General features: G+C 68.5%; 23 protein-coding genes. 10 read left to right on the forward strand and 13 right to left on the reverse strand.

Annotation, left to right across the window (positions count from 1 at the left end):
* Positions 1 to 454 precede the first annotated feature (454 nt).
* Complete coding sequence (locus QRN63_RS00365; RefSeq protein ID WP_285028789.1) at positions 455 to 2,200, reverse strand: hypothetical protein; 1,746 nt, start codon at positions 2,198 to 2,200, stop codon at positions 455 to 457.
* Positions 2,201 to 2,251: 51 nt separating this feature from the next.
* Between QRN63_RS00365 and QRN63_RS00370 the strand changes: the two genes are divergently transcribed.
* Genes QRN63_RS00370 through QRN63_RS00380 form a run of 3 tightly spaced genes read left to right on the forward strand, consistent with a single transcriptional unit; the run spans position 2,252 to position 5,618 of the window.
* Entirely contained in the window at positions 2,252 to 3,184 is a 933-nt protein-coding gene (locus QRN63_RS00370) for an NAD-dependent epimerase/dehydratase family protein (RefSeq protein WP_285028790.1), read from the forward strand.
* A 57-nt stretch (positions 3,185 to 3,241) separates the two neighbouring features.
* A complete protein-coding gene (locus tag QRN63_RS00375; protein WP_285028791.1) occupies positions 3,242 to 5,026 on the forward strand; it encodes an N-acyl-D-amino-acid deacylase family protein in 1,785 nt (594 codons plus the stop codon).
* A gap of 1 nt (position 5,027) precedes the next feature.
* Positions 5,028 to 5,618, forward strand: a complete 591-nt coding sequence (locus tag QRN63_RS00380) for a TetR/AcrR family transcriptional regulator (protein ID WP_267320323.1) — start codon at positions 5,028 to 5,030, stop codon at positions 5,616 to 5,618.
* On the opposite strand, the gene QRN63_RS00385 is transcribed toward QRN63_RS00380, so the two are convergent.
* The 7 genes from QRN63_RS00385 to QRN63_RS00415 all read right to left on the reverse strand — a co-directional run bounded on the left by QRN63_RS00385 (position 5,609) and on the right by QRN63_RS00415 (position 13,909).
* Positions 5,609 to 5,968, reverse strand: a complete 360-nt coding sequence (locus QRN63_RS00385) for a DUF2304 domain-containing protein (RefSeq protein WP_267320322.1) — start codon at positions 5,966 to 5,968, stop codon at positions 5,609 to 5,611. The genes QRN63_RS00380 and QRN63_RS00385 overlap by 10 nt on opposite strands.
* The gene (gene ppgS, locus QRN63_RS00390) at positions 5,965 to 6,657 is read right to left on the reverse strand and encodes a polyprenyl-phospho-N-acetylgalactosaminyl synthase PpgS (RefSeq protein ID WP_285028792.1); all 693 of its coding nucleotides are present in this window, start codon (positions 6,655 to 6,657) and stop codon (positions 5,965 to 5,967) included. Before ppgS ends, QRN63_RS00385 begins: the two co-directional genes overlap by 4 nt.
* A 21-nt stretch (positions 6,658 to 6,678) precedes the next feature.
* Positions 6,679 to 7,917 (reverse strand): polysaccharide biosynthesis protein, encoded by a 1,239-nt coding sequence (locus QRN63_RS00395; protein ID WP_502888057.1) that lies wholly within the window; start codon positions 7,915 to 7,917, stop codon positions 6,679 to 6,681.
* Complete coding sequence (locus QRN63_RS00400) at positions 7,884 to 9,218, reverse strand: M1 family metallopeptidase (protein WP_267320319.1); 1,335 nt, start codon at positions 9,216 to 9,218, stop codon at positions 7,884 to 7,886. The genes QRN63_RS00395 and QRN63_RS00400 overlap by 34 nt, the downstream gene beginning before the upstream one ends.
* Complete coding sequence (locus QRN63_RS00405) at positions 9,215 to 13,099, reverse strand: Pls/PosA family non-ribosomal peptide synthetase (RefSeq protein WP_285028794.1); 3,885 nt, start codon at positions 13,097 to 13,099, stop codon at positions 9,215 to 9,217. The genes QRN63_RS00400 and QRN63_RS00405 overlap by 4 nt, the downstream gene beginning before the upstream one ends.
* A gap of 62 nt (positions 13,100 to 13,161) precedes the next feature.
* Complete coding sequence (locus QRN63_RS00410) at positions 13,162 to 13,683, reverse strand: 2-oxo-4-hydroxy-4-carboxy-5-ureidoimidazoline decarboxylase (RefSeq protein ID WP_267320317.1); 522 nt, start codon at positions 13,681 to 13,683, stop codon at positions 13,162 to 13,164.
* A gap of 85 nt (positions 13,684 to 13,768) precedes the next feature.
* Positions 13,769 to 13,909 carry a hypothetical protein gene (locus QRN63_RS00415; protein WP_285028796.1) on the reverse strand — a complete coding sequence of 47 codons (141 nt, stop codon included), beginning with the start codon at positions 13,907 to 13,909 and terminating at the stop codon, positions 13,769 to 13,771.
* Between the two features lie 152 nt (positions 13,910 to 14,061).
* Here QRN63_RS00415 and QRN63_RS00420 point away from each other — a divergent pair, with 152 nt between their 5' ends.
* Positions 14,062 to 14,448: a thiol-disulfide oxidoreductase DCC family protein gene (locus tag QRN63_RS00420; RefSeq protein ID WP_285028797.1), complete on the forward strand. Its 387-nt coding sequence runs from the start codon at positions 14,062 to 14,064 to the stop codon at positions 14,446 to 14,448.
* Here QRN63_RS00420 and QRN63_RS00425 read toward each other — a convergent pair.
* From QRN63_RS00425 to QRN63_RS00435, 3 genes are read right to left on the reverse strand one after another with little or no spacing between them, the layout of a single operon-like run.
* The gene (locus QRN63_RS00425; RefSeq protein WP_285028798.1) at positions 14,440 to 15,339 is read right to left on the reverse strand and encodes an NAD-dependent epimerase/dehydratase family protein; all 900 of its coding nucleotides are present in this window, start codon (positions 15,337 to 15,339) and stop codon (positions 14,440 to 14,442) included. The genes QRN63_RS00420 and QRN63_RS00425 overlap by 9 nt on opposite strands.
* Positions 15,339 to 16,490 (reverse strand): cytochrome P450, encoded by a 1,152-nt coding sequence (locus QRN63_RS00430; RefSeq protein WP_285028799.1) that lies wholly within the window; start codon positions 16,488 to 16,490, stop codon positions 15,339 to 15,341. The genes QRN63_RS00425 and QRN63_RS00430 overlap by 1 nt, the downstream gene beginning before the upstream one ends.
* Positions 16,487 to 17,899 (reverse strand): ABC1 kinase family protein, encoded by a 1,413-nt coding sequence (locus QRN63_RS00435; protein ID WP_267320313.1) that lies wholly within the window; start codon positions 17,897 to 17,899, stop codon positions 16,487 to 16,489. The genes QRN63_RS00430 and QRN63_RS00435 overlap by 4 nt, the downstream gene beginning before the upstream one ends.
* A gap of 105 nt (positions 17,900 to 18,004) precedes the next feature.
* Between QRN63_RS00435 and QRN63_RS00440 the strand changes: the two genes are divergently transcribed.
* The gene (locus tag QRN63_RS00440) at positions 18,005 to 18,559 is read left to right on the forward strand and encodes a TetR/AcrR family transcriptional regulator (RefSeq protein WP_285029655.1); all 555 of its coding nucleotides are present in this window, start codon (positions 18,005 to 18,007) and stop codon (positions 18,557 to 18,559) included.
* Here QRN63_RS00440 and QRN63_RS00445 read toward each other — a convergent pair.
* Entirely contained in the window at positions 18,556 to 19,959 is a 1,404-nt protein-coding gene (locus tag QRN63_RS00445) for a lipase maturation factor family protein (protein WP_285028802.1), read from the reverse strand. The two genes, QRN63_RS00440 and QRN63_RS00445, sit on opposite strands and share 4 nt — an antisense overlap.
* Positions 19,960 to 20,025: 66 nt before the next feature.
* The gene (locus tag QRN63_RS00450; RefSeq protein ID WP_060999633.1) at positions 20,026 to 20,514 is read right to left on the reverse strand and encodes an inorganic diphosphatase; all 489 of its coding nucleotides are present in this window, start codon (positions 20,512 to 20,514) and stop codon (positions 20,026 to 20,028) included.
* Between the two features lie 89 nt (positions 20,515 to 20,603).
* Between QRN63_RS00450 and dacB the strand changes: the two genes are divergently transcribed.
* The 5 genes from dacB (at position 20,604) to QRN63_RS00475 (ending at position 25,824) form a co-directional block, all read left to right on the forward strand.
* Positions 20,604 to 21,974: a D-alanyl-D-alanine carboxypeptidase/D-alanyl-D-alanine endopeptidase gene (dacB, locus tag QRN63_RS00455; RefSeq protein WP_285028808.1), complete on the forward strand. Its 1,371-nt coding sequence runs from the start codon at positions 20,604 to 20,606 to the stop codon at positions 21,972 to 21,974.
* Entirely contained in the window at positions 21,971 to 23,020 is a 1,050-nt protein-coding gene (locus QRN63_RS00460; protein WP_285028810.1) for an Rv3626c family coenzyme F420 biosynthesis-associated protein, read from the forward strand. The genes dacB and QRN63_RS00460 overlap by 4 nt, the downstream gene beginning before the upstream one ends.
* Positions 22,999 to 23,955, forward strand: coding sequence for a tRNA lysidine(34) synthetase TilS (tilS, locus tag QRN63_RS00465; RefSeq protein WP_285028811.1), 957 nt, complete (start codon positions 22,999 to 23,001; stop codon positions 23,953 to 23,955). Before QRN63_RS00460 ends, tilS begins: the two co-directional genes overlap by 22 nt.
* Positions 23,956 to 24,013: 58 nt before the next feature.
* Positions 24,014 to 24,580: a hypoxanthine phosphoribosyltransferase gene (gene hpt, locus QRN63_RS00470; protein ID WP_267320308.1), complete on the forward strand. Its 567-nt coding sequence runs from the start codon at positions 24,014 to 24,016 to the stop codon at positions 24,578 to 24,580.
* A 122-nt stretch (positions 24,581 to 24,702) separates the two neighbouring features.
* Positions 24,703 to 25,824, forward strand: coding sequence for a GGDEF domain-containing protein (locus tag QRN63_RS00475; protein WP_285028812.1), 1,122 nt, complete (start codon positions 24,703 to 24,705; stop codon positions 25,822 to 25,824).
* Positions 25,825 to 25,834: the final 10 nt, after the last annotated feature.

Genomic DNA, 25,834 nt, shown 5'->3' on the forward strand with positions numbered 1-25,834 from the left:
TTCCTCAGGCGCGATCGAGCTGAACGGGGGGCGAGGTCACCGGTCGGGGCGTGGGTGCCCTTCACGACCGTCCGCGGCACGGTGATGCAGCCCTGCGATTTGCCGTCCACCTCGGAGCACTGTGTTTTGACGCCCTTCTTGTCGACGGTCGTGCAACTTTCGACGATCGACCCGTTCGACCTGGTGCCCTGGGCATAGGTGCCACCGGATTTTCCGCAGTTGAACGCGAAAGACTCGGCGCCCGCCATCGGCGTGCTCAGCGCCAGCGGGGCGACGTACAGCGCGGCGGTGCCGACGAGGGCGGCCAGTGCGATGCGCCTGCCGTTCGCAGTGCGGTCCATGGTGTTCTCCTTTTCCGGTGGTCGCAGGCCCGGGCGGACTTGCTGACACAGGTAGGAGTGCGCACCGTCCCTGCGGGGGACAGTTTTTTTTGGAAGGCTTTTCAGGCAGGCGCCTAGCGCGGCGCCAGGAAACCCACAGGCCCGGAGGCGATGCACACCGACAGCGCCGACGTGTTGGCTTTCACCTGGATCGTCGCCCCGGCGCCGGGTAGCCGAACGAATACCCGGTTCAGTCCGGGGTGCACCGGTACGCGGGCTTCGCGTCCCTCGGGCAGCGACATCGTCAGGGACCCGTCGCTGTTGGCCAGGTAGTTGATCTCGGCGGTCCAGTCGGCGGGCAGGAGCGGGCCGTCGAGCGGCATGGTCACCGGTGTGTCGGTCTGTACCAGGTATCCGCAGTTCGGCGCCGGGCCGGGCACGATGGTGCGGGTCCAGGTCACCTTGGCCGGCACCAGCTGGCCGGTCGCCGTGAGCATCTGCAAAGACGTTGTGCTGGAAGCGAATTCAGGACGGTCGCGCAGCAGGGCGAACATGTGGCTCGCCAGGTTCTGCGGCCAGGCCACGCGTTGCAGCACCAGCGGATCGACTTCCTGATCCAGCAGGGGTAGGCCGCGGGGCGCGTTTGCCAGCGATGCCTCGACGTTTACCAGGTAGGCGCGGGTGGGGTTGTCGCGCCAGCTGGGCAGGAACGTCGTCCATGAGTACAGGCTGCTGCCCACGAATAGTGTTGCGACGCAAGCCACCACGACGCGCCGGCGCGCAGAGTCGTCGAACCGGCTGGTCCGGTTGGGTGCGCAGAACGCGACGGCCGCCAGCAGTGCCAGCACCACGACGAGATCGGACAGGTAGCGCAATGTCTGCGCCAGCTCCAGGGCGGTGAACTTCGACGACCGCATGAGGTAGATCGGCACCTGACACGCCACCACGTACCCCACGGCGGCCAGCCAGACCGGGCCCAGCCGCCGCTTCCGCAGCACCGACACCGCGACCACCGCGGCGAGCACCAGCCAGCCCAGCACCATGACGACCGAGCCCGGCGTCGCCCACGGCGACGCGGGCGCCCAGCGCTGCCAGTCCCACGGGCCGCCCGCCAGCGTCGGCACCAGGCCGTGGGTGACGGACCGGGCCAGCAGCTCCCACGTCATCGCCAGGTCCAGCGTCCAGCGCTTCTGGTTGACCACCAGCAGGTAGACCCCGACCCAGCCGATCGTGATGGTCAGCAGACCGAGCCACAGCCGCAGGCCCCGGCGCCACACCGAGACCCGGGTGCCCGTCACGTACATCAGCAACCAGCACACCGCGAAGGCGGTGAAGGGGATCACCGCGGACTTCTCGAAGAACAACAGCCCGCCCAGGTAGGCCAGGCAGCCGGTCCACACATACCGCGGGTTCCCCGTGCGGACCAACAGGATGGCGTCGGCGCAGACCCAGGCCATAGCCGCCGCCATGGGCAGCGCGTTGAGCCCGGCCGACCACCAGGCGAACGCCGGCACGCCCAGGGGCGTGAACAGTGCGAACGTCAGCGGCACCAGCAGCACCGGGCGCCACCCGAGGATCACCCGCAGGGCCCGTACCAGCGCCACCGACGCGACCAGTTGCAGCAGCACCAGGCTCAGCGCCGGCCAGATCCAGGTCAAGGGCGCCAGCCGCGTCAGCAGCCCGGCCAGCAGGAACCCGGCAGGCATGACGTGCCCGTCGTGATCGTTGAAGAGGAAGTCGGGCGAAAGCAGCGAGTGGGTGCCCGCCTGGCCGATCAGGATCAGGTCGTCCCAGTAGAAGTAGCCGCCGAATGCGAGAACCGCCCGCAGTATCAGCTGCAGCACCACCAGCGCAGCGGTGGTTCGGGCGACCCAGTTCACTCTTGTCGACTGTACGGGGCGAAGGACTGAGACCATCGGTATGGTTGCGCCGTGCGAACACTTGTCACTGGTGCTGCCGGGTTCATCGGGTCGACGCTCGTCGACCGGCTCCTGTCCGAAGGACACGACGTCGTCGGGCTCGACGACCTGAGCAGCGGCAAGGTCGACAACCTCGCCCAAGCCGAGCAGAACCAGCGATTCGAGTTCGTCAAAGCCGACATCGTCGACGCCGACCTGCACGCCATCGTGGCCGAAGAGCGGCCCGAGGTGATCTTCCACCTCGCCGCGCAGATCTCCGTCGCGCGGTCGGTGACCGACGCGCCGTTCGATGCCGGGGTCAACGTCGTCGGCACGGTGCGGCTGGCGGAGGCGGCCCGCAGCAACGCCGTTCGCAAGATCGTGCACACCTCGTCGGGCGGATCCATCTACGGCGTGCCGCCGGGCTACCCGACCAACGAGGACATGCCGGTCGACCCGTCGTCGCCGTACGCCGCCAGCAAGGTGTGCGGCGAGGTGTACCTCAACATGTTCCGCAACCTGTATGGGCTGGACTGCTCGCACATCGCGCCGGCCAACGTCTACGGCCCGCGCCAGGACCCGCACGGTGAAGCCGGCGTGGTCGCGATCTTCAGCCAGGCGCTGCTGGCCGGCCGGCCCACCAAGATTTTCGGTGACGGCACCGACACCCGCGACTACGTCTTCGTCGACGACGTCGTCGACGCCTTCGTGCGTGCCGGCGGCGAAGCCGGGGGCGGGCAGCGGTTCAACGTCGGCACCGGGGTGGAGACGTCGGTGGCGCAGCTGCACACCGCGATCGCCGCGGCTGTCGGCGTGCCGGACGCCCCCGAGTTCCACCCGCCGCGCCTCGGTGACCTGCGGCGTTCGCAGCTCGACACCACCCGTGCGCAGCAGGTGCTGGGGTGGAGCCCCAAGGTGGCGCTGGCCGAGGGCGTCGCTCGGACGGTGGACTTCTTCCGCGCCTGACCTGCGACTTTGCAGAAAAAGATTGTAAGTACTCACTTTCTGGGTTAGCGTCGCTTCATGACCTACGACGTGATCGTCTCTGGCGGCTTGTGGTTCGACGGCACCGGCCGCACGCCGCAACTGCGCAACCTGGGTATCCGCGACGGCGTCGTCGCGACCGTGACGGCACAGCCGCTCGATGAGACGGGCTGCCCCGACGTCATCGACGCCAAGGGCAAGTGGGTGACCCCGGGCTTCATCGACGTCCACACCCACTACGACGCCGAGGTGCTCCTCGATCCGGGCCTGCGTGAGTCCGTCCGCCACGGCGTGACGACCGTGCTGCTGGGCATGTGCTCGCTCTCGACGGTCTACGCCGAGAACGACGACGCCGCCGACCTGTTCAGCCGCGTCGAGGCGGTGCCGCGCAAGTTCGTCGTCGGCGCGCTCGAGCAGAACCGGTCGTGGTCCGGGCCCGCCGAATACGTGCAGGCGCTCGAAGCGCTGCCGCTCGGCCCCAACGTCAGCTCGCTGCTGGGCCACTCCGATCTGCGGACCTCGGTGCTGGGCCTCGACCGCGCGACCACCCCGAACGTCACCCCGACCAACACCGAACTCGAGGCCATGGCGGCGCGGCTCGAGGCGGCCCTGGACGCCGGCATGCTCGGCATGTCCGGCATGGACGCCGCGATCGACAAGCTCGACGGTGACCGTTTCCGCTCCCGCGCCCTGCCGTCGACGTTCGCCACCTGGCGGGAGCGCCGCCGCCTGATCAAGGTGCTGCGCAAGCGGGGCCGCATCCTGCAGAGCGCGCCCAACGTCGCGAAACTGCAAGAGGCGCTGAACTTCTTCCTCGAGAGCAGCGGCTGGTTCGGCCGTCGTGCCGGCGTGCGCATGAGCCTGCTGGTGGCCGCCGACGCCAAGTCGTCTCCCGGCGCCGTGTACCTCCTGGGCCCGGTGACCCGCCTGGCCAACAAGGTCCTGAACTCGAAGGTCCGCTTCCAGCACCTGCCGGTGCCGTTCGAATTGTATTCGGACGGAATCGATCTCCCGGTTTTCGAGGAGTTCGGCGCGGGTACCGCGGCGCTGCATCTGCGCGACCAGCTGGAGCGCAACAAGCTGATGGCCGACCCGGAGTACCGGCGCCGGTTCCGCAAGTCGTTCGACAAGAAGGTGCTGGGCCCGACGCTGTGGCACCGCGACTTCCACGACTCGACCATCGTCGAATGCCCGGACAAGTCGTTGATCGGCAAGAGCTTTGGCCAGATCGCCGACGAGCGCGGCATCCATCCGCTCGACGCCTTCCTCGATGTCCTGGTCGAGCACGGCGAGCGCAACACCCGCTGGACCACCATCGTGGCCAATCACCGCCCGAAGCAGCTCGACAAGCTGGCGACGGAGCCGTCGGTGCACATGGGCTTCTCGGATGCCGGTGCGCACCTGCGGAACATGGCGTTCTACAACTACGCGTTGCGGATGCTGCGCCGCGTGCAGGACGCCGACAAGGCCGGCCGCCCGTTCATGACCATCGAGCACGCCGTGCACCGGCTCACCGGTGAGGTCGCCGACTGGTTCGGCCTGGAGGCCGGCACGCTGCGGCAGGGTGAGCGCGCCGACTTCGTGGTGATCGACCCCGCCGGGCTGAACGCCGAACTCGAGGCGTACCACGAGAATTCGGTCGAGTTCTACGGCGGTCTGAGCCGTATGGTCAACCGCAGCGATGCCGCCGTCGTGGCGACCGGTGTGGGTGGCCAGGTGGTGTTCCGCGACGGCGAGTTCGTCGAGGGTTACGGCCAGACCGTGAAGTCCGGCCACTACCTGCCGGCGCGCGGCGCGAAACTGCCGGTGGCGCAAGCGGTCTGACATGGCCAGAACCCAACAGCAGCGCCGGGAGGAGACCCGGGCCCGGCTTCTCGACGCCGCGATCGAGACCATCGTCGAGGTCGGCTATGCCCGCGCCTCGGCGGCGGTGATCGCGCGCCGGGCCGAGGTCTCCGACGGCGCGCTGTTCAAACATTTCGCCACCATGGGCGATTTCATGGCGGCCACGGCGCTGGAAGTCATGCGCCGGCAGCTGGAGCAGTTCAGCAAGCAGGTCGCCGAAATCCCTTCCGACCGGCCGGCTCTCGAAGGCGCCTTGATCGCGCTGCGCGATATCAGCGGCAACGCCACCAACGCGGTGATGTACGAGTTGATGGTGGCGGCACGCACCGACGAGAAACTGCGGACGACGCTGCAGGGCGCCCTCGTCGAATACGGCCGCAACATCTACGAGACGGCGCAGGAGATGCCCGGCGCCGATCAGTTACCGCCGGAACTGCTGATGCTGATCGTCGCCGTCATGGTCAACACCTTCGACGGCGCGGCGCTGATCCGCGCCGTACTGCCGCAGCCCGAACTCGAGGACGGCCGCATCCAGCTGCTGGCCGCGATGCTGGGAAACCTTCAGACCTGACGGGTGGGCGGGTCGGCTTCCGGCACCCGCGCGCCCTCGAGCGCCACCGCACGGGCCAGTTGGGCGTACCGCAATTCCAGGTCCTTGAACCGCATGTACGCGCTGATCGTCGTGAACAGGAACGCGATGACCAGCGCATACAACAGCAGGTCGGCGCCGCGGCCGATGCCGAGCCAGTGCGCCACCACAGTGGTGTCGTTGGGCCGCAGGATCGCGTAGATGGCGCCGAGCACGAAGAGCACATAGCCGACCTTGACCCAGGCCCGCGACTGCGCGTTGCGCCGCGACGAGAAGAGGTAGGCCAGCAGCAGGACCACCGCCCCAATCAGTAACGCCTTGGTCCAGATCATCGGCGCAACCTCCCGCGCAGCAGCCCGTCGACGACGATGTTGACGCCGTTGACCAGCGGCTGACCCTTCGACATCGAATAGTCGGTGTACAGGATCTGGACCGGCTGTTCGGCGATCCGCCAGTTGTTCTCCACGATGAGGGCGACGAACTCGCTGGCGTGGCTCATGCCGTTCATGGTCAGGTTCAGGCCGTCGGCGACCGTTTTGTTGAACACCCGGAGCCCGTTGTGCGCGTCGGTCAGGCTCAGCTGGCGGCTGGACCGGCTGAGTTTGGCGACGATCGGCAGCAGTAGTCGCTTGAGCATCGGCATGCGATCCGGTGGTCGGTCGGCGAACCGGGTGCCGATCACGATGTCGAGGTCCTCGGTCTGCAGCCGGTCGAGCATCTGCACGACGTCCTTGACCTGATGCTGACCGTCAGCGTCGAACGTGGCGAAAAACTGTGCCCCGGGGCGGGATCGGGCGTATTCGACGCCGGTCTGGATGGCCGCGCCCTGCCCGAGGTTCACCGGATGACGCACCACGTGGGCGCCGGCGGCAAAGGCGCGGTCGCCGGTGTCGTCCCGGCCGCCGTCGTCGACGCAGACGACGTTCGGGAAGACGGTGCGCACGTCGGCGACGACGTCGGCAATGACGCTCGCCTCGTTGTACGCGGGGATGACGATCCAGACATCGCGATAAAGGGACATGTTGCAGCCGAAACTACACGCTCAGCGGCGCTTGATCGCGCCCAGCGCGGCCAGGTGGACGACGATTCCGACGAGCGGCCCGCACATCAGCGCGACGACGGTGCGGGTCTGCAGGTCCAGCGGCAGCAACAACAACAGGGCTGCGGCCACCGTGGCGCTCACCCAGCCCACCGCGTAGGCCCGGTGCAGTGCGGCGGCGACCGTGGCGGCCCCGGTCAGCGTCAGGAACGCGATGGCGACCGCGCCTGCCGTCAACCACGCCAGCAGCGCGCCACTCGCGGCGTACTCGGGCCCGAACAGCGTGCGCAGCAGCCACGGCCCGACCAGCCCGGCCGCCAGCACCGCCAGCGCGCCCAGGCCGGCGAGCACCAGGGTCGGCGTGAGCAGGGCGCGCAGCCTGCGGTTGTCGACGAAATGGGCGATCAGATTGCCCTGCATCGCGGTCAGCGGAACCAGCAGGGGCGCGCGGGTCAGCGTCACGGCCAGGATGATGACGCCGCCGGTGGCGCCCAGGTCCCGGGACGTGGCCTGCAGCAGCACCGGGAAACCCATCACCAGAACGGCGCTGGCGCCCGCGGCGGCGATCGAGTGCGCCGACCCCGTCAGGAACGTCCGCGGGGTGCCGGGCGTGTGGATGGCGGCCGCGGACCGGGCCACATGGGAGGCCAGCAGCAGGATCAGCCATGACATCGAGCCGGCGACCGTGGCCCACAGGTAGCCGTCCAGTCCCCAGCCCAGGACGAACGCGGCGACCGCGACGGCGACCCGGATACCGGCATCGGTCACCATCAGCGTGCCGTACTGGGTCCAGCCGTCGGCCCCGGCCAGCACGCCGAGGAGGGTGGCGTGCAGGCAGAAGCCGGCGAGGCCGACGCTCAGCAGCGTCACGCTCAGCGGGGTGGATTCGACGAATACATGTGCCGCCCACAGTGGGGCGGTGCCGGCGATGAGCAGGCCCGCGGCGACGGCCACCAGCGCGGCGACCCGCAGCGGCTGCAGGTGCGGTCCGGGCTGGGGCTCGGCGATGCGCGCGACCCTGACCTCGCGGGTGGCCTCCTGCAGCAGCCCGTTGGCCGCGCCGGTGAACAACCCGAACGCGCCCCAGAAGACGCTGAACACCGAGAATCCGGCGGGCGCCAGGTCGCGTGCGGCGAGGTACAGGATCGCGTAGCCGCACAGCGCGCTGAGCACTGTCGCGACCGCGACCCGCGCCACACCGCTGGGTTTCACAGTGTCGGTAGCTCCGTCGTGTAGAGCCACGCGTTCCACAGTCCGCGCAGGGAGTGGTCGGTGTAGTTCGCGGCCAGGCCGGTGAAGTCGTCGGTCAGCGCGGTCGAGTGCCGATACCGGGTGGTCCAATCCCGCAACAGGGCAAAGAAATTCGTGTCACCGATCGTGCGCCGCAGCGCATGTAAGGTCAGTGCGCCGCGCTTGTAGACTCGGTCGTCGAACATGTCCTCGGGTCCCGGATCGGCCAGTAGCAGGTTCTGCGGAAGGCCCTTGAGTTTCTGGAGATTGTGGGCGGCCAGCTGGTCGGCGGTGCGCCAGCCCGACTCCTCGGCCCACAGCCACTCGGCGTAACAGGCAAATCCCTCATGGAGCCAGATGTCGCGCCAGCGGCGCACCGTCACCGAATTGCCGAACCACTGATGGGCCATCTCGTGTGCGATCAATCGCTCGGCGCTGCGGCGGCCGTCGCAGTGGTTGGCGCCGAAGATCGAAATACCTTGCGCCTCAAGCGGGATTTCCAGCTCGTCGTCAGTGACGACGACGGTGTAGCCGCTTGACAGCGGGTACGGTCCGAACAGGCGGGTGAACAACTGCATCATCTGGGGCTGCCGGCCGAAGTCGTATTCGAAGTTTCGGATCAGTCGCTGCGGCAGGGCGGCGGACATCGGCACCGGCGACTTGGTCAGGCGCACCGACTCGTAGCGGCCGATCTGCAGTGTGATCAGGTAGGTGGACGTCGGTTCGGCGAGCTCGTACACCCACATGGTCTGCGCTGCACGGGTTTTGCGGCTCACCAGCTCGCCGTTGGCGACGACCCGATACGGGCTGTCGGTGCTGATCGCGATGCGATAGCTCGCCTTGCTGCTCGGGTGGTCGTCACAGGGGAACCAGGACGCGGCACCGTTCGGCTGCCCGGCGACCAGCGCCCCCTCCGTCAGCTCTTCGAAACCGACCGTGCCCCACATGGATTTGATGGGGCGTGGGTTGCCGCCGTAGCGCACCGTCACGGTGAGCGCGGCGCCGGCGGGCAGCTGGTCGGCCAGCGTGATGTGCAGCTTGCCGTTGACGGTGCGGTACTTGGCCGGGCGCCGGCCGTTGACCTCGACCTTGGCCACCGACAGGTCATCGGACAGATCCAGGGTGAACCAGTTCAGCGACGCGAGAGTGACCGCGGTGATGTGGGCGATGCCCGTCAGCCGGTTGCTCTCCACCTTGTATTCGAGGCTCAGCTCGTAGCGGGACACCCGGAAGCCGAAATTGCCGTTGTTCGGTAGGTACGGATCGATCACCGGCGCAACACTTTTGCGGTCCTTCTTGTTGCTCCGGGTCACGCGGCCTGCGCCTTCTGTCGGTTGCCGGACTTGCGCTTCTTGCCGACCCACGGGGCGATCGGATTGCCCTGCCAGCGGGTCGAGGCCGGCACCGCGTCGCCACGCATCACCAGGGAGGCCGGGCCGACGGTCGCGCCGGCACCGATGCTGGCTGCAGGCAGTGCGACGCAGTGCGTGCCGAGCGTCGCGCCCTCCTCCAGCACCACGGTGTCCAACTGCATGATGCGGTCGTGGAACAGGTGGGTCTGGACCACGCAGCCCCGGTTCACCGTCGCGCCGCGGCCCAGTGTCACCAGGTCGGCCTCTGGCAGCCAATAGGTTTCGCACCACACGCCGCGGCCGATGGCGGCACCGAGGGCCCGCAGCCACAGGTTCATCACCGGGGTCCCGCTGGCGGCGCGCGCGAACCACGGGCCGGCGACGGTCTCGACGAAGGTGTCGGACACCTCGTTGCGCCACACGAACGGCGACCACAGCGGATGCTCGACGGCCCGGATGCGCCCGACCATCAACCATTTCGCCACCACGGCGATGGCGCCGGCGATGGCGCCCGCGTTCAGCAGAACCAGGCCGGCGCCCAATGACGCCCACAGCCAACCGAATTCGCCGGCCAGGGCCTGTAGGACGCCGAGGACCGCCACACCGATGCCGAACGTCACCATCACCGGGACGATCCGCAGGGTCTCGACCGTGGACCGCATCACCTTCAGGCGCGCTGACGGGTGGAAGGTGCGCACCGCGTCGGATTCGGTTGGCTGGCGGCGCAAGCGGATCGGCGGACTGCCCAGCCACGACGAACCGGCCTTGGCCTTGTGCGGGGTCGCCGACAGCACCGCGACCAGCCCGTCGTCGGGGACGCGGCGGCCGGGCTGGGTGATGCCGGAGTTGCCCAGGAACGCGCGCCGTCCGACGGTCGCCTTGGCCACGTGGATCCAGCCGCCGCCGAGTTCGTACGACGCCACCATGGTGTCGTCGGCCAGGAACGCGCCGTCGAGCACCTCGGTGAACTTCGGTGTCAGCAGGGCCGTCGAAATCTCGGTGTCCTTACCGACTTTCGCGCCGAGGATGCGCAGCCACCACGGCGTCAACAGGCTGGCGTAGATGGGGAACAGGTAGTTGCGGGCGGCATCCATCAGGCGCTCGGTGGCCCACAGCTGCCAGCCCACGCGGCTGCGCACCGGGTGGTAGCCCTCGGTCAGGCCGAGAGCCAGCAGGCGCACGCCGATCACCGTCAGCGCGGCGTACACCGCCATCGCGACCACCGCGGCGACGGGCGTCCACAGCGTGACCGGCAGGACTGCCTCCGGCAGCGAATGGGTATGGCGCACCGGCAGAATCAGCACCGCGAGTCCGGCGGCGAGGGCCAGGATCGGCAGTCCGCCGAGCAGCACCGACGTCAGCCCGTACATGCCCACCCAGATCGGGGCCCGCCCCGGTCGCTCTTTCGGCCACGGGTGGTGGGCCTTGCCGGACTTCACCGCCGGCGAACCCTTCCAGTACTGCCCCGCCTTGACCTTGCCGATCACACCGGAACCCGGTGCGACGTCGGCGTTCTTGCCGACCACCGCACCCGGCAGCAGCGTCGTGCGGGCGCCGATGGTGGCGTCGTTGCCGATGTTGATGGGTCCGACGTGGAACAGGTCGCCGTCGATCCAGTGCCCGGTGAGGTCGACTTCCGGCTCGACCGAGCAGCGGTCGCCGAGCGTGAGCATGCCGGTGACCGGCGGTGCCGAGTGCAGGTCGACGCCGTCGCCGACGCGGTTGCCCAGCGCGCGGGCGTAGTACACCAACCACGGTGCGCCGGCCTGGTTTTCGGCGCCGCTTGCCTCGCCGAGCCGTTCGGCGAGCCAGACCCGCAGGTGTTCGGAGCCGCCGCGTTTGTAGGTGCCCGGTTCCAGACCGGACAGCAGGGCACGTGCGGCGAACACCGCGATGCCCATGCGGCCGATCGGTGTGACGAACACCAGGAACCCGACCAGGATCGTCCACCAGTTGACGGTGTGGGCCCAGGGCAGCAGGTGCCATGCGGCGGCGACGTTGTTCAGCAGTGCCAGCCAGACGACCCACTGCATACCGGCCAGCGTCGCGAGCGGGATGGCGGCGAGGGTCTGGACCAGCTGCGTCGTCAGCGGAACCGGTGTGACGCTTCGGGTTTCGACCAGCGGTGGCGGGTCGAGTTCGTCGAGGTAACCGGCCAGTGAACCCAGGCGCGGGTGGTCGTAGAGGTCGGCGACGGTGACCTGCGGGTACTTCTCGCGCAGCAGTGAGACGAGTTGCGCGGCGGACAAAGACCCGCCGCCGAGGGCGAAGAAGTCGGCGCCGGGTCCGTCGATCGGGGAGGCCAGCACGTCGCGCCACAGACCGGCGAGCCAGCCCATCGTGCCGTCCAGGTCGGGGCTGTCGTCGCCTGCGGAGTCGACGGGCCAGGGCAGCGCGTTGCGGTCGACCTTTCCTGATGTGCGCGTGGGCAATTCGTCGACCAGTACCAGGCGTGGCACCAGCGCGGCGGGCAGGGACTCGGCCAATGTCTTGCGCGCCGTGGCGATGTCGAACTCGGGGTCGGCGCTGGCGATGTAGCCGACCAGCAGGGGAGTGCCGGTGGCGGTCTTGCGCACCGCGGCGGCGCCGCCGCTGACACCGGGCAGGTTGACGAGTGCGGCGTCGACCTCGCCGAGTTCGATGCGCCGGCCGCCGACCTTGACCTGATCGTCGGCGCGGCCCTGGAAGTAGAGGCCGTCCGCCTCGAGCCGGACCAGGTCGCCGCTGCGGTACGCGCGGCCCCAGCCGAGGGTCTCCATCGGTGCGTACTTCTCGGCGTCCTTTTCGGGGTCGAGGTAGCGGGCCAGGCCGACGCCGCCGATCACCAGCTCGCCGACGTCGCCGTAGCCGACCTGCAGGCCGTCCTTGTCGACGACCGCAAGATCCCAGCCGGGCAGGGGCAGCCCGATGCTGACCGGGCCGCCGCCGAGCGGCGCCAGGCAGGCGACGACCGTGGCTTCGGTGGGCCCGTAGGTGTTCCATACTTCGCGGCCCTCGACGGCCAGCCGCTCGGCGAGCTCGGGCGGGCAGGCCTCGCCGCCGAAGATCAGCAGGCGCACGGCCTCCAGGGCCTCGGCCGGCCACAGCGAGGCCAGCGTCGGGACCGTCGAGACGACGGTGATGTCGCGGGAGACCAGCCACGGGCCCAGGTCCATGCCGCTGCGCACCAGCGAGCGCGGGGCCGGGACGAGGCAGGCACCGTGGCGCCAGGCCAGCCACATCTCTTCGCACGACGCGTCGAAGGCCACGGACAGTCCGGCCAGTACCCGGTCGCCCGGGCCCAACGGGTTGTCCTTCAGGAAGATTTCGGCTTCGGCGTCGACGAACGCGGCGGCGTTGCGGTGCGTCACCGCGACGCCCTTCGGGGTGCCGGTGGAGCCGGAGGTGAAGATGATCCAGGCGTCATCGCGGGTCAGCGGTTGGCCGGCCAACCAACCCCGGGTCGAGCCGGGACCGCGGACCAGGCCGGCCTCGGTGATGATGCCGACCACGCCGGCCTCGCCGAAAACCAGCGCCGCGCGCTCCTCGGGGTCGTCGGCGTCGACGGGGACGTATGCGGCGCCCGTCGCGAGAGTGGCCAGAATCGACACGTACAGCGCGTAGCTGCCCGACGGCATGCGGATGCCGATGCGGTCACCGCGGCCGATGCCGCGCGCGGCCAGCCAGGCCACGCTTTCCTCGACGTCGGCGATCAGCTCGGCGTAGGTGAGCTGGACGGTGCCGTCGTCGATGGCGGGCGCATCGGGATATTGGTCGGCCGTCGCGTAGAGGATGTCGATGAGCGTCCGGGCCTGCGGTGCCTTCGCTGAAAGCACGTACTGCGGGGGGATCTCCTGATGCACGGGTACAAACTACTAAGGCTTGGCGAACGGATCCTGGCGGCGGGCACGCCGTGGCGGCTTCGTTACCAGTTGTTGTAGCCGCCTTCGGGTCCGAGCATGCGTTCCAGCCGGGTCCGGTTGATGCGGGCCAGCTCGTTCCGGACCACCTTGCGCTCGGTCTCGTGGTCGTTGTGCATGCGGTCGGCCATGTGGGTCAGCACCTCGTTGGCGCTCATGGCGCCGACGAACATCACGAAGTCGAAGCCGAAGTGGTCCCGGTAGGTCGCGGCGTGCGCGGTCAGGGTGGCCATGAGATCGGGGTCGCGGTCGCACACTGCGCACTGCTCGAACTGCGAGCGGGCGCTGCCGGGCCGGCGTCCGAGCTGGGGATAGGCCTGCAGGATCGCGTCCACCGAGGAGTCCGCCAGCGCGAAGAGCAGGTCGTCGGCGCGCCGGAACAGGTGGTCGTGGTCGTCGTAGGCGCGTCCGTCGGCCAGGCTGCCGGCCAGCGGCACGCTGTAGCAGCATTCGTACAGTGCGTGCACCGCCCGCTGCTTCGGCATGGCGTTGAACGCGTCGAGACCGATTCCCTGATGCATCAACACACAGACATCATCGAATCCGCACGGTACAGGGAGATTTCCTCGTGTTACAGCGGGGCAAATTCATTTACCTGGGGTCTGGCGTGCATCACATGTGTCCGGTGTTGTCGAACATATGTTCGGCCTCTTGATGGAGATCGCTCCCGACGCCGGGGAGGCGGCACTGCGGGATCAGCTCGTTGAACTCGAACGGCGCAGAGGTCTGGTCGCCGCGCACCACCGAACTCATCACACCTACCGGCGCGGTCTACGCCTCAACCGGACCGCCGATGCCGACTCGCGATCATCGACGAGGCATCGCGCCCTCGGGTCATGCGTGACCAGCCCAGATGTGTGGCGACTCACGGTTTGCGGCGGCACTCGGCGGCGCATGATGAAGTCATGGACGGAGTGCTGTTCTTCGACGGCAAGTGCGGGATGTGTACCCGCGCCCGCAATCAGTTGCTGCGGATGAATCGAACCGGCCGGCTCCGCACCGAGCCGCTGCAGAAGCCCGGCACCGCGGAACGACTCGGCGTGGCACCCGAGCACTTGATGGAATCCGTGTGGTGGCTGGACGCCACCGGTGAAGTGTTGGGTGGCGCCAAGGCGGCCAACGCGGCGGTGTCCGCGGCACTCGGGACCCGGTTGCCGTTGTGGGTCTACGGCATTCCGGGGATCGGCGCGCTCCAAGAATGGGTCTACCGCTGGGTCGCCACCCACCGCTACCACTTCCGTGGTGTCACTCCATGGTGTGAATCCGCGCCGTCGGAATGTGTTTCAGCGTAGTTGCGCCATCGCACGGTAACCCTCGACGGCGCTGCGGTAGCGGGGACGCCAACCCGACGCATCGCGAAAGCGCTTGTTGCTCACGCGAAGTGACCTGGTCATAGAAGTGAGCCGGTCACCGAGTAGTAGCCCCAACCGTCCCGGCCCGCTGATCCAGAGGCGGCGGTCGACGGCGGCAGCGCAGGCCTCGGCATATTCGCGCTTGGTGAGTGGCTCGTCGTCGACGACGTTGTAGGTACCGCCGGGAGCGGTGAGTGCCGCGACGACGGCGTCCGCCGCATCCGCGACGTGGATCGACGACAGGTAGGTGTCGCTGCGGCCCGGGACAAACCCGATGTGCCACCTGGCCATGTCGAGGATCTGCTCGCTGTGGGCCGCGTGCGGGCCGTAGAACACACCGAAACGCAGGATGGTGGCAGCGCCGGGGAACCGGAGCGCGCTGGCCTCGGCAGCGTGGTTGCCGCGGGTGATCGGATAGTGGTCGACAGGCTGGTCCTCGTCGACCCAGTCGGTTCCGCCGTCGCGGTAGATCATCACCACGGATTCCTGAATCAGGTGCCGGACGCCGGCATCTCGGGCGGCGTCGACAACGGCGGCCGAGCCCTCCACGCGCACCCTCTCACACTCCGCCCACGCAGATTTGCGGACGAACGCCGTTGTTGAAGGCAGAGCTGACGCAAGATTCACCACCGCGTCATCGCCGGCGAACGCGTGGGCCAGCCCGCGACGGTCGAACAGCGAGACGGCGACCGGCACGGCGCCGTGGCGCTGCAACCAGGCGGCCTTCGCGTCGCTGCGGGCCAATGCGGTGACGGCATGGCCCGCCGCGACCAGAGCCGGCACGGTGTGGACGCCGACGGCCCCTGTCCCGCCGGTGACGAACACCCGCATCAGCGGAACGCCACCGGCAACGTCTGCGGTCCCCGGATGGCGGGTGTGTCGCGCCAGGTGACGGCGCCGCGGATAACAGGTTGGCGCGCAAGGACTTCCCGCAACGCGACCGTCAGCTCCAGCTGGGCCAGCGCCGATCCCAGGCAGTAGTGCGCGCCGTATCCGAAGGCCACGGGAGCGGGCCCGGCGCGGCCCAACCGGAAGCGGTCGGGTTCGTCGAACACCGCCGGGTCGCGGTTGGCGGCGGCCACCACGACGACGACGCTGTCGCCGGCGGCGACGTCGACGCCGCCCACCGTGTGATCCTCGGTCGCGGTGCGCACCGTCGACTGCACCGGCCCGTCGAGCCGCAACAGCTCGGTGATGACGGCGCCGTCGACGGTGTCGATCTGTTCGTTCACCAGTCGAATCAGGCCGGCGCCAAGGAGATTCGCGGTGGTCTCGTGCCCGGCGACCGCGATGAGGATGGCGGTCACCACGACGTCTTCGAGGGACAGCTCGGGATCGGTGGCGATGAAGCTGAACAGGTCATCGCCGGGGTGGGCCCGCCGATCGGCGGCGAGCGGCAGGAAGTCCGCCATCAGCGCGGCGGCGGCGCCGAACCCCTCGGCCACCTCCACGGGATCGGCAAGGGTGCCCAGCATGCGGATGATCGACGGCGACAGTTCGCGCAGCGACTCCGCGTGGGCCGGGTCGAGATCGAGCCATTCGCCGACCACCGCGATCGGCAGCGGCAGCGCGATCCGCGACATGAAATCGAACGTCTCACCGCTGGGTGCCTGCGCGATGACCTCGGCGGCGATCGTCTCCACGCCTTCGGTCAGCCCGGATATCGTGCTGCGGGTGAACGCGTCCCGGACCGCACCGCGCAGCCGGTCGTGGTCGGCGCCGTCGGTGAAAAGCAGCGACGCCTTGGCGAAGTCCGGCGCCATCATGGTCATCGACGCGCGGGCCACCGGGTTGGCCAGCGGATCGCTGGTCCAGCCGGACCCGCCGAGCACCTGCCGGGCCGCGTCGTAGCCCAGCACCAGCCAGCCCTGTGCGGCGTTGTCCCACACGACATCTCCGTCGAGCCGCCGGGCTTCGTAGAAGGGGTACGGGTCGGCGGCGTCCCAGGGCAGCCGCGCCGCGGTGACGTCAGCGGTGCTCATGATCGGCCGTCCACTCCGAAAGGTAAGCCGCGGCCGCGAACCCAGGCCACGTGCCGGCGGCCCAACTCGGTGATCGGCTCCGCGACGCCGTCCATGTCGTCGACCGCGGCACGGGCGTGGAAGGTCGCGTGCAAGGCGGTGAAGATGGCGTTCATCGACAGGTTCAGCCGGGAGAAGAACACGAAATCGGCGGGCACCGTGATGTGGCGCATGAGGTGGTCGGCGTCGCGGATATCGAGCAATGACGCGATGGCTCGCCGTGAGGTCTCCTCGGTGTAGGTCACCGGTTGCGGGGCGAGCAACTCGTAGATGATCTGCTGATACCAGCGGTGAGCGTCATCGGCAGTGAGTACGGAATCTGCTGTGAAGAAACCGCTTTCGACCATGCCTGCTCGCAGACGGTCCTTCTGTCCGTCCACCGCGGAGCGGAGCATTTGCACGATCAGGCGGCGTTGGCGTTCGGTGAGTACCTTCACGCAGCCGAAGTCGACGAATCCGACTGTGCCGTCGAGGCCGAACCGGTAGTTGCCCGGGTGTGGGTCGGCGTGGAACAGGTTGCCGTGCCGGTACGCTCCGGCGATGAACCGGGTGATCACCTCGCTCCAGGTGTCCTTCAAATTCTGATCGACGTCTTGCGCTGCGGCCCAGTCCAATCCGTCCAGGTAAGTCATTGTGAGGACGCGGTCACCCGATGCCTCGCGAACGACCTCAGGTACCCGGATGAACGGATGATCGCGGTACAGCTCATGGAACGCGGTGATGTGTGCGGCCTCGCGGCGGTAGTCGACCTCCTCGGAGATGCGTTCGGAAATCTCCGCGGAAATCGCCGCCACGTCGGGCAGTGACGCGCCGAGTGCGCCGGCGGCCCCGGCCGCGAACCGGAACATTGTCGCCAGCAACTCGGTGTTCGACAGATCATCGCGAATGGCTTGTGCCACACCGGGATACTGAATTTTCACAGCGACGTCGCGGCCGTCGTGCAGGACGGCCCGGTGGACCTGTCCGATGGACGCCGCCGCCATCGGTTCGTCGGAGAACGACGCGAAGACGGCCGAGATCGGGCGTCCCAGGTCGTCCTCGACGACCTCTCGGGCCAGTGCCGAGTCCATCGGCGGCGCGTCGGCCTGGAGCCGGGTCAGCGCCCGCTGGTAGGGCGAGAGTTCGCCGGCGCCAATGGCATTGGCGTCGACCATGGACACCAGTTGACCAGCTTTCATCAATACGCCCTTGGAGTGGCCGAGGAGTTCGGCGTACTGCTCGGCGGTGCGTTCATGAAATTTCGCGAGCGTTCCCGTTTGGCCGGCCTTCTCCCGCAGCGCCGCGACCATCCGTCCGCCGGCAGCGCGTGCGGTGAAGCCGGCGACCGGCATGGTGCGGCGGATGCGTCCGCGCGGCACATTCCCGGTCATTGCGCCTCCCAGCGTTGTATGGTGACCTAGTACGAAACATATGACAGTTCTTATAGGCGGTCAAGAGTGCAGACATCGACCAAGGAACGGCTGGTCACCGAGGCCATGCGGCTGTTCAGCGAGCAGGGTTACAAAGCCACCAGCATCACTCAGATCGAGAAAGCCGCCGGCCTGGTGCCGGGCTGCGGCGCCCTCTACAACCACTTCAAGACCAAAGAGGCCGTGCTCGCGGCCGGGATCGACAGGCAGCTGGACCGGCGGCGCGCGATGCACGACATCAGCGTGCTGTTCGCCGGTGAAGGAGAGCTGCGGACAGAACTCACGCTGCTCGGCCGGTACGTGCTGAGCGTACTGAACCAGGAGAGTCAGTTCCTGCAGGTGGCAGCCCGCACACCAGCCGATCAGTCGGACCGCGTCAATGCGGCCTATGCCGCCCTGGTCGACGGCCTGTACAGCGAGCTGGCCGATTGGATTCAGGGTTGCGCGCCCGGCCTCGATCGGAACGAGGCCAGGCGGATTGCGGTGGTCGGGGTCAACGCGCTGCTGGGCAAGCACGCGACGCGCGTCGTCTTTCACGCCCCGCAGTCGGACACCCCCGATGACGAGTACATCGCGGACTGGACGGCGATGTTGGCCGGCCGGATCGAAGCGGCGCGCTAGTCCGGCAAGGTGACCGGCGGGAAGTACTGACCTTCGGGGGTGCGGTGCCACCACACGCGGTCGTGCCACAGCTCGTGGGGAGTGGAGTAGCGGTAGCGGAACACCTGCGCGCGGACGAAACGGGGTGGCGAATTCGGGAACGGGTTGTGCCGCAGCAATTTCAGTGTCGCCGGGTCGCCGCGCAGCAAGCGCTCCAGCAGGCCGGCGAACCACTGACGGCCGTAGGTCGGGGAGATCGCGGCGAACCACATCATCCAGTCGAGACGCAGATGGTAGGGCGCCCATTGCCGCGGCAGCCGGCCGACAGCCCCCGGCTTGCCCTTGAATTCGTATTCGCGCCAGGCAGTTTCGTCCGTGATGTCAGCGTCGGTGGTGCCTTCGATCACCACCTCCCGCCGGATGCGGCCGATCGAGCCGAAGGCGCCGTACGTGTTCACGAGGTGCAGTGGGTCGAATGATGCGTTCATGCGTTGGCGCGGCGACAGCAGATTCCGCACCGGCCAGTAGCTCAGCACCATGACCAGGACACCGAACCCGATGACGAGCACCACGAACCATGTCGGCGGTGCGGCCACGGTGGAGGTGGGTATCGGCCCGGCTATCGCACTGAACGCCAACACCATCGTCAGCCAATTCAGCCACGCATAGTTGCCGGAGATCACCAGCCAGAGCTGGGTGATCACCACGATCACGCCGGCGACGGTGGCGACGGGCTGCGGCGCGAACAACCCGAACGGAACCACGAGTTGCGTGACGTGGTTGACCGCGACCTCGACGCGGTGGAACGGCTTGGGCAGGTGATGGAAGAACCAGCTCAGCGGGCCCGGCATGGGCTGGGTCTCGTGGTGGTAGTAGAGGCAGGTCAGATCGCGCCAGCACCGGTCACCACGCAGCTTGATGAGCCCCGCACCGAACTCGGTGCGGAAAACCAGCCACCGCGCCAGCCAGATCACCAGCACCGGCGGCGGGGCAGAGTCGTTGCCGAGGAACACCGCCAGAAAGCCGGCCTCCAGCAGCAGTGATTCCCAGCCGAAGGCGTACCAGCGCTGCCCGACATTGACGATCGAGAGGTAGAGCCCCCACAGCAGCAGCCACATGAGCATCGCCGCCCACAGCGGCACGCGATCGCCGGCGCCTGCGACCACAGCCGCACTGAGTGCGGCACCCGACCACGCGACGGCCGCGAAGAACCTGTCGGAGTAATGCCAGTGAAAGATGCTGGGCGCCTGCCAGAACGACACCGCAGCCAGATACCGCGGAATCGGCAACATGCCCTGCGCGCCGAGCAGGGCGCGGAATTGCCTTGCGGCGCAGATGAAAGCGATCAGATAGACGCCGGCGATGCCGCGCTCGAGCACCAGCCGGCTGAACCAGTACTCGGGTGCTGTGAACGATTCCATCGCCGAATTCCTGACCCGCCGCTGGTCTCCAGGATACGGCGGGTCAGGATCGACGGAAGCGGAAGACTAGTGCTCTTGCTCTTCGAACCGGGCGATCGAGCGGGCCAGCTCTTCTTCGGCCTCTTTGCGGCCGACCCAGTCGGCGGCCTTGACGAACTTGCCCGGCTCCAGGTCCTTGTAGTGCACGAAGAAGTGCTTGATGGCGTCCAGCTCGAACTCCGAGATGTCGCCGACGTCCTGGATGTGCTCCCAGCGCGGGTCACCGGCGGGCACGCACAGCAGCTTGTCGTCGCCGCCGGCCTCGTCGGTCATCTTGAACATGGCGACCGGGCGGGCGTCGACGATGCAGCCCGGGAAGACCGACTCGGTCAGCAGCACCAGCGCGTCCAGCGGGTCGCCGTCCTCGCCGAGGGTGTTCTCGAAGAACCCGTAATCGGTGGGGTAACCCATGGGAGTGAAGAGGTAGCGGTCGAGCTTCACCCGCCCGGTCTCGTGGTCCACTTCGTACTTGTTCCGCGAACCCTTGGGGATCTCGATGACGACTTCGTGCTCCACCGGGAGACTCCTTAGCTCTGTGCTGATAACGGGCTACACCTTAGACGAGCGATACCCTGCTGAGTGACCCGTACGAGTTCAGGAGCAACATGCGGCCCACCCGGTGGCGCCGATCGACCCACTTGGTGATCGGTGTGGCAGTTCTCGTGCTGGTTGCCGCGCTGGTGGCGGCCGCCGCGGTGATGACGCGGCACGACGCTGTCCCGGCGGCCGGGGCGACGGTCAAGCCGCAACCCGCGCTCGTCTCGCCGCGACCTGCGGTGCAGCCGGTCTCCGACGCCGCGGCGCAAGTGGTGCCCGCGCAGCTCGCCGCGGTGCTGGCGCCGTTGGCCGCCAACCCGAATCTCGGCCAGCTCGGGGGCCGGATCACCGATGCGATCACCGGCACCCAGCTGTGGGGGCTTGGTGAGAACGTTCCGCTGCAGCCCGCGTCCACCAACAAGACGCTGACGGCGGCCGCGGCCCTGCTGACTCTCGACCGCAACGCCCGGTTGACCACCACGGTCGTGTCCGGCGACACCCCGGGCGTCGTGGTGCTCAAGGGCGGCGGCGACCCGACGCTGTCGGCGGCGCCCCCGGGCACCGACACCTGGTACGGCGACGCGGCCCGGATTTCCGACCTGGCCGACCAGGTCCGCAAGGCCGGCGTCACTCCCCGGGCCATCCAGGTCGACATCAGCCTCTATTCGGGCCCGACGATGGCGCCGGGCTGGGACGTCGCCGACATCGAAGGCGGCGACTGGGCCCCGATCCAGTCGGTGATGATCGACGCCGGGCGCGTGCAGCCCACCACCGTCGAGTCCAAGCGCTCGACGACACCGGCCCTCGATGCCGGCCGCGCCCTGGCGGCAGCGCTGCGCGTCGACCCCGCCAACGTGACGATCCGCACCACCCCCGCCGGTGGCCAGCAGGTCGCCGCGGTGCAATCCCCGCCGCTGATCGAGCGCCTGCGCGAGATGATGGGCGCCTCCGACAACGTGATGGCCGAGTCGATCGGCCGTGAGGTTGCCGCCGCGGTGAACCAGCCGCAGAGTTTCGACGGCGGCGTCCGCGCCGTCCTCGGACAGCTGGCGAAGGCGGGCCTGACGACCTCGGGTGCGACGCTGTTCGACGCCAGCGGCCTGTCGGTCAACGACCGGCTCACCGCGACGGTCCTGGACGACGTGGTCAACGCCGCCGCGGGCACCAGCGAGCTCCGCCTGCGTCCGCTGCTCGATGTCCTGCCGATCGCCGGCGGCAGCGGCACGCTGTGGAACCGCTACGCCGACACCTCGTCGGCCGGATACCTGCGCGCCAAGACCGGCTCGCTGACCGGCACCAACGCGCTGGCAGGCATCGTCACCGACCAGAGCGGACGGGTCCTGACCTTCGCGCTCATCTCCAACAACGCCGGTCCGGAAGGACGCACCGCGCTGGACGCCCTCGCCGCGGCGTTCCGGTCCTGCGGGTGCGGCACGTGAGCCGGAAGCCGACCGTCGGCCGCGCCGTCGACTGGGGCTTCGCCGCCACGGTCGGGGCGAAGCTGACCCGCCCGGAACCGGCGACCACCGACTACACCCGCAACCAGGTGCGCGAGCAGCTCGCCGATTCGGCGCGCCGGGCCGAGCTCCCGGTGCGGGAGGTGACGCTGCTCAACGAGGGCGCCGAGGTGCCCGAAGCCCGCGTCGTCGACCGGCAGGACTGGGTACGCGCCGCCACCGAATCCATGCGGGTGATGACGGGCGGCGAAACCTCAAGTCCCACAGGCCTGGCCGCCAAGCTGGCCGGCCGCGTCACCGGCGCGCAGACCGGCGCGGTGCTGGCGTTCGTGTCGTCGGGCATCCTCGGGCAGTACGACCCGTTCGCTACCAATGGTGGGGAGCTCTTGCTGGTCGCCCCGAATGTGCTTGCCGCTGAACGGCAATTGAAGGTCGACCCCGCCGACTTCCGGCTCTGGGTGTGCCTGCACGAAGTGACGCACCGCGTGCAGTTCCGCGCCAACCCCTGGCTCACCGAGCACATGTCGCAGGCGCTGGCGGTACTGACCGACGAGTCCGGTCTCGACGCCGGCGACGTCGTCGGCCGGCTGGCCGAGTACGTGCGGGCGCAGCGTGACGGCGAGGCCGACGCGAATTCGCAAGGCATCCTGGGCATCATGCGCATCATGCAGTCCGACGAGCAGCAGCGTGCGCTGGATCAGCTGCTGGTGCTGGGGACGCTGCTGGAAGGACACGCCGACCACGTGATGGACGCCGTCGGTCCGGCGGTGGTGCCGTCGGTGGCCACCATCCGTAGCCGGTTCGACGAGCGCCGGCACCGCAAACAGTCTCCGCTGCAACGGATCGTCCGCGCCCTGCTCGGGGTCGACGCCAAGATCGCCCAGTACACCCGCGGCAAGAAGTTCGTCGACGAGGTCGTGTCGACCGTCGGCATGAAGCGGTTCAACGCGATCTGGACCGACGCCGAAACCCTGCCGCTGCCAACCGAAATCGACGAGCCGCGGCGATGGATCGATCGAGTGCTCTGACACCGCTGCGCGCGGCCGTGGCCGGTTTCGCACGTCGGCACCCGGCCGACCGGTGGTGCGTCGGGCTTTCCGGTGGCGCGGACTCGCTGGCACTGACCGCCGTCGCCGCCGCGCTCAAACCGACCGCCGCGCTGATCGTCGATCACGGTCTGCAAACCGGATCGGCCGACGTGGCCGCCGCTGCGGCGGCACAGGCCCGGCAGCTGGGTTGCGTTGACGCACAGGTGATCTCCGTCGACGTCGGCATCGAGGGTGGACCGGAGGCGGCGGCCCGTACTGCGCGCTACGCCGCGTTGGACGCCGCCCGCGGTGGTGCTCCCGTGCTGCTCGCGCACACTCTCGACGACCAGGCCGAGACGGTACTGCTCGGGCTGGGACGCGGCTCGGGCCCGAGATCCCTTGCCGGCATGCAGATTTGGGATCCGCCGTGGGGGCGGCCCCTGCTGGCGGTGCGGCGCGCCGACACCGAAGCCGCCTGCGCCGAGCTGGGGGTGACGCCGTGGCAGGACCCGCACAACACCGACCCGCGCTACACCCGGGTCCGGCTGCGCACCGAGGTGCTGCCGCTGCTCGAAGAGGTGCTGGCCGGCGGCGTCGCGCCGGCCCTGGCCCGTACCGCCGCCGCACTGCGGGAGGACAACGACGCCCTCGACGCCCTGGCGGCCGGGCACCTCGCCGCTCTGTGCACCGACAACGGCCTCCCGGTCGCCGGGCTCGAGGACCTTCCCGCCGCGCTGCGTCGCCGGGTGATCCGAGGCTGGCTGCTGAGCGTCGGTGCGAGCCTGCTCACCGACGTCCAGCTGCGCGCCGTCGACGCGCTCGTGGCGGACTGGCACGGGCAGGGCGGCGTCGCCGTCAGCTCACCGCTGCGGTACCAGCGGTTGATCGTCACCCGCCGCGCCGGCCTGCTCACAGTCGCCTCCCGGCCCGTGTGAGCGACCGCCGAGCGGGACGGTCTTGGTACTCGGCGAGGAGGCATGGCACGCTGTTGCCGTGGATCTGTATCCGGGTGACATCAAGTCGGTTCTCCTGTCTCAGGAGCAGATTCAGGCGCGCATCGCCGAGATGGCCGCGCTCATCGCCGAGGACTACCGCGCCGACTCCGGCCACCAGGACCTGCTCCTGATCACGGTGCTCAAGGGCGCGGTCATGTTCGTCACCGATCTGGCCCGCGCGATCCCGCTGCCGACCCAGCTGGAGTTCATGGCCGTCAGCTCGTACGGGTCGTCGACCTCGTCGTCGGGCGTCGTACGCATCCTCAAGGACCTCGACCGCGACATCACCGGCCGCGACGTGCTGATCGTCGAGGACATCATCGACTCCGGGCTGACGCTGTCGTGGCTGCTGCGCAACCTGGCCACCCGCAGCCCGCGTTCGTTGCGCGTGTGCACGCTGCTGCGCAAGCCGGACGCCATGCGCGCCGACATCGAGGTCGCGCACATCGGGTTCGACATCCCCGACGAGTTCGTCGTCGGGTACGGCCTGGACTATGACGAGCGCTACCGCGACCTGCCGTACATCGGCACGCTCGATCCGAAGGTTTACAGCACGGAAACGTAGCTCGGCTGAGTTAGCCATAATTGACGCTTTATGTGCGTCAGCGCATTAAAGCGCCTGTGAAAGCCCTGGCATGCACGATATTGACCCTTTGCTGGGCGTGCTTGTTCCACTAGCATCCAGGTGTGCAGCAGACCACGTACCGAGCCTGGCTCCGCGAATGGTCGGACCTGTCGATCCGGTACGACTGGCTGCGCAATTACTTGGCAGCCCGCGGCCTGGAACGGATGGCACGCCACTCCGCGGCAGCACTGATGCTGGCTTGCGCGCTGCTGCAGTCGCTGATGGTCATCGGCGAAACGCACCGGATGGAGCCGCTCGGGGTCGTCGTCGCAGTCGGCAGTGCGATCAGCTGTACGAGCTTCAGCATCTTGTGGGCGGTGCGGTGGCCCGGGTGCGGAGCGTCGAAGGCCTTTGTCCTCGTGTTGGCGGTACTCGGAGCCTTGTTGTTTCTGTCCCGGCCGGAACACCCGGTGGACGGCGCCGGCATCGTCGGCTTCTTGTTCATCAACAGCTACGCCGCGTGCGTGCACACTCGCCGGTTTCTCGCTGCGCCGATCGCGATCGGGGTGGCGGTCGTGGCCGTGTACTTCGCGCGGGTGACGGCGGAAGGCGGTCTGATCCGGGCACTGAGCGATTGCATGTTCTATCTGGTGGCGATCGTGCTCATTCCGTTGTGCTTCCAGTACATGGTGTATCTGCTCAGCAGCGATGCCGATGATTCGGACTTCGACCCGTTGACTGCGCTGCTCAACCGGCGTGGCTTCGATCGGGCGGTTCGACAGTTGGTCGGCAGCATCAAACCCGAGCAGACCACGGACCTGTCCTTCGTGATGATCGATCTCGACCGCTTCAAGTCGATCAATGACACTTTCGGCCACACGGTCGGCGACGAGGTACTCATCGCGGTCGGGGACATTCTGCGGCGGTCCTGTCGCGGCAGCGCGACGTTCGCCCGCATCGGCGGGGAAGAATTCGTCATCGCCTATGCCGGTGACAGCCGCATCGCGCCGACCATCGCCGAACACATCCGCAAGCAACTCCTCGACAGCCGGTGGTGCCTGACAGCGAGCTTCGGTATCGCCTCGGCCGCACTGCTCGCCGGTCAGACCGGCGATACCGAATGGTTCACCGAGCACCTGCTGCGCGTTGCCGATCAGCTGATGTACACAGCCAAACGAGCCGGCGGGGATCGGATCGAGTCGGTCGAATTCGGCGGCGAGTACGAACTTCGCCGCGCCGGTTGAGCGGGAGCTT

The organism is Mycolicibacterium sp. lyk4-40-TYG-92, assembly GCF_030209435.1.
Lineage (GTDB): Bacteria > Actinomycetota > Actinomycetes > Mycobacteriales > Mycobacteriaceae > Mycobacterium.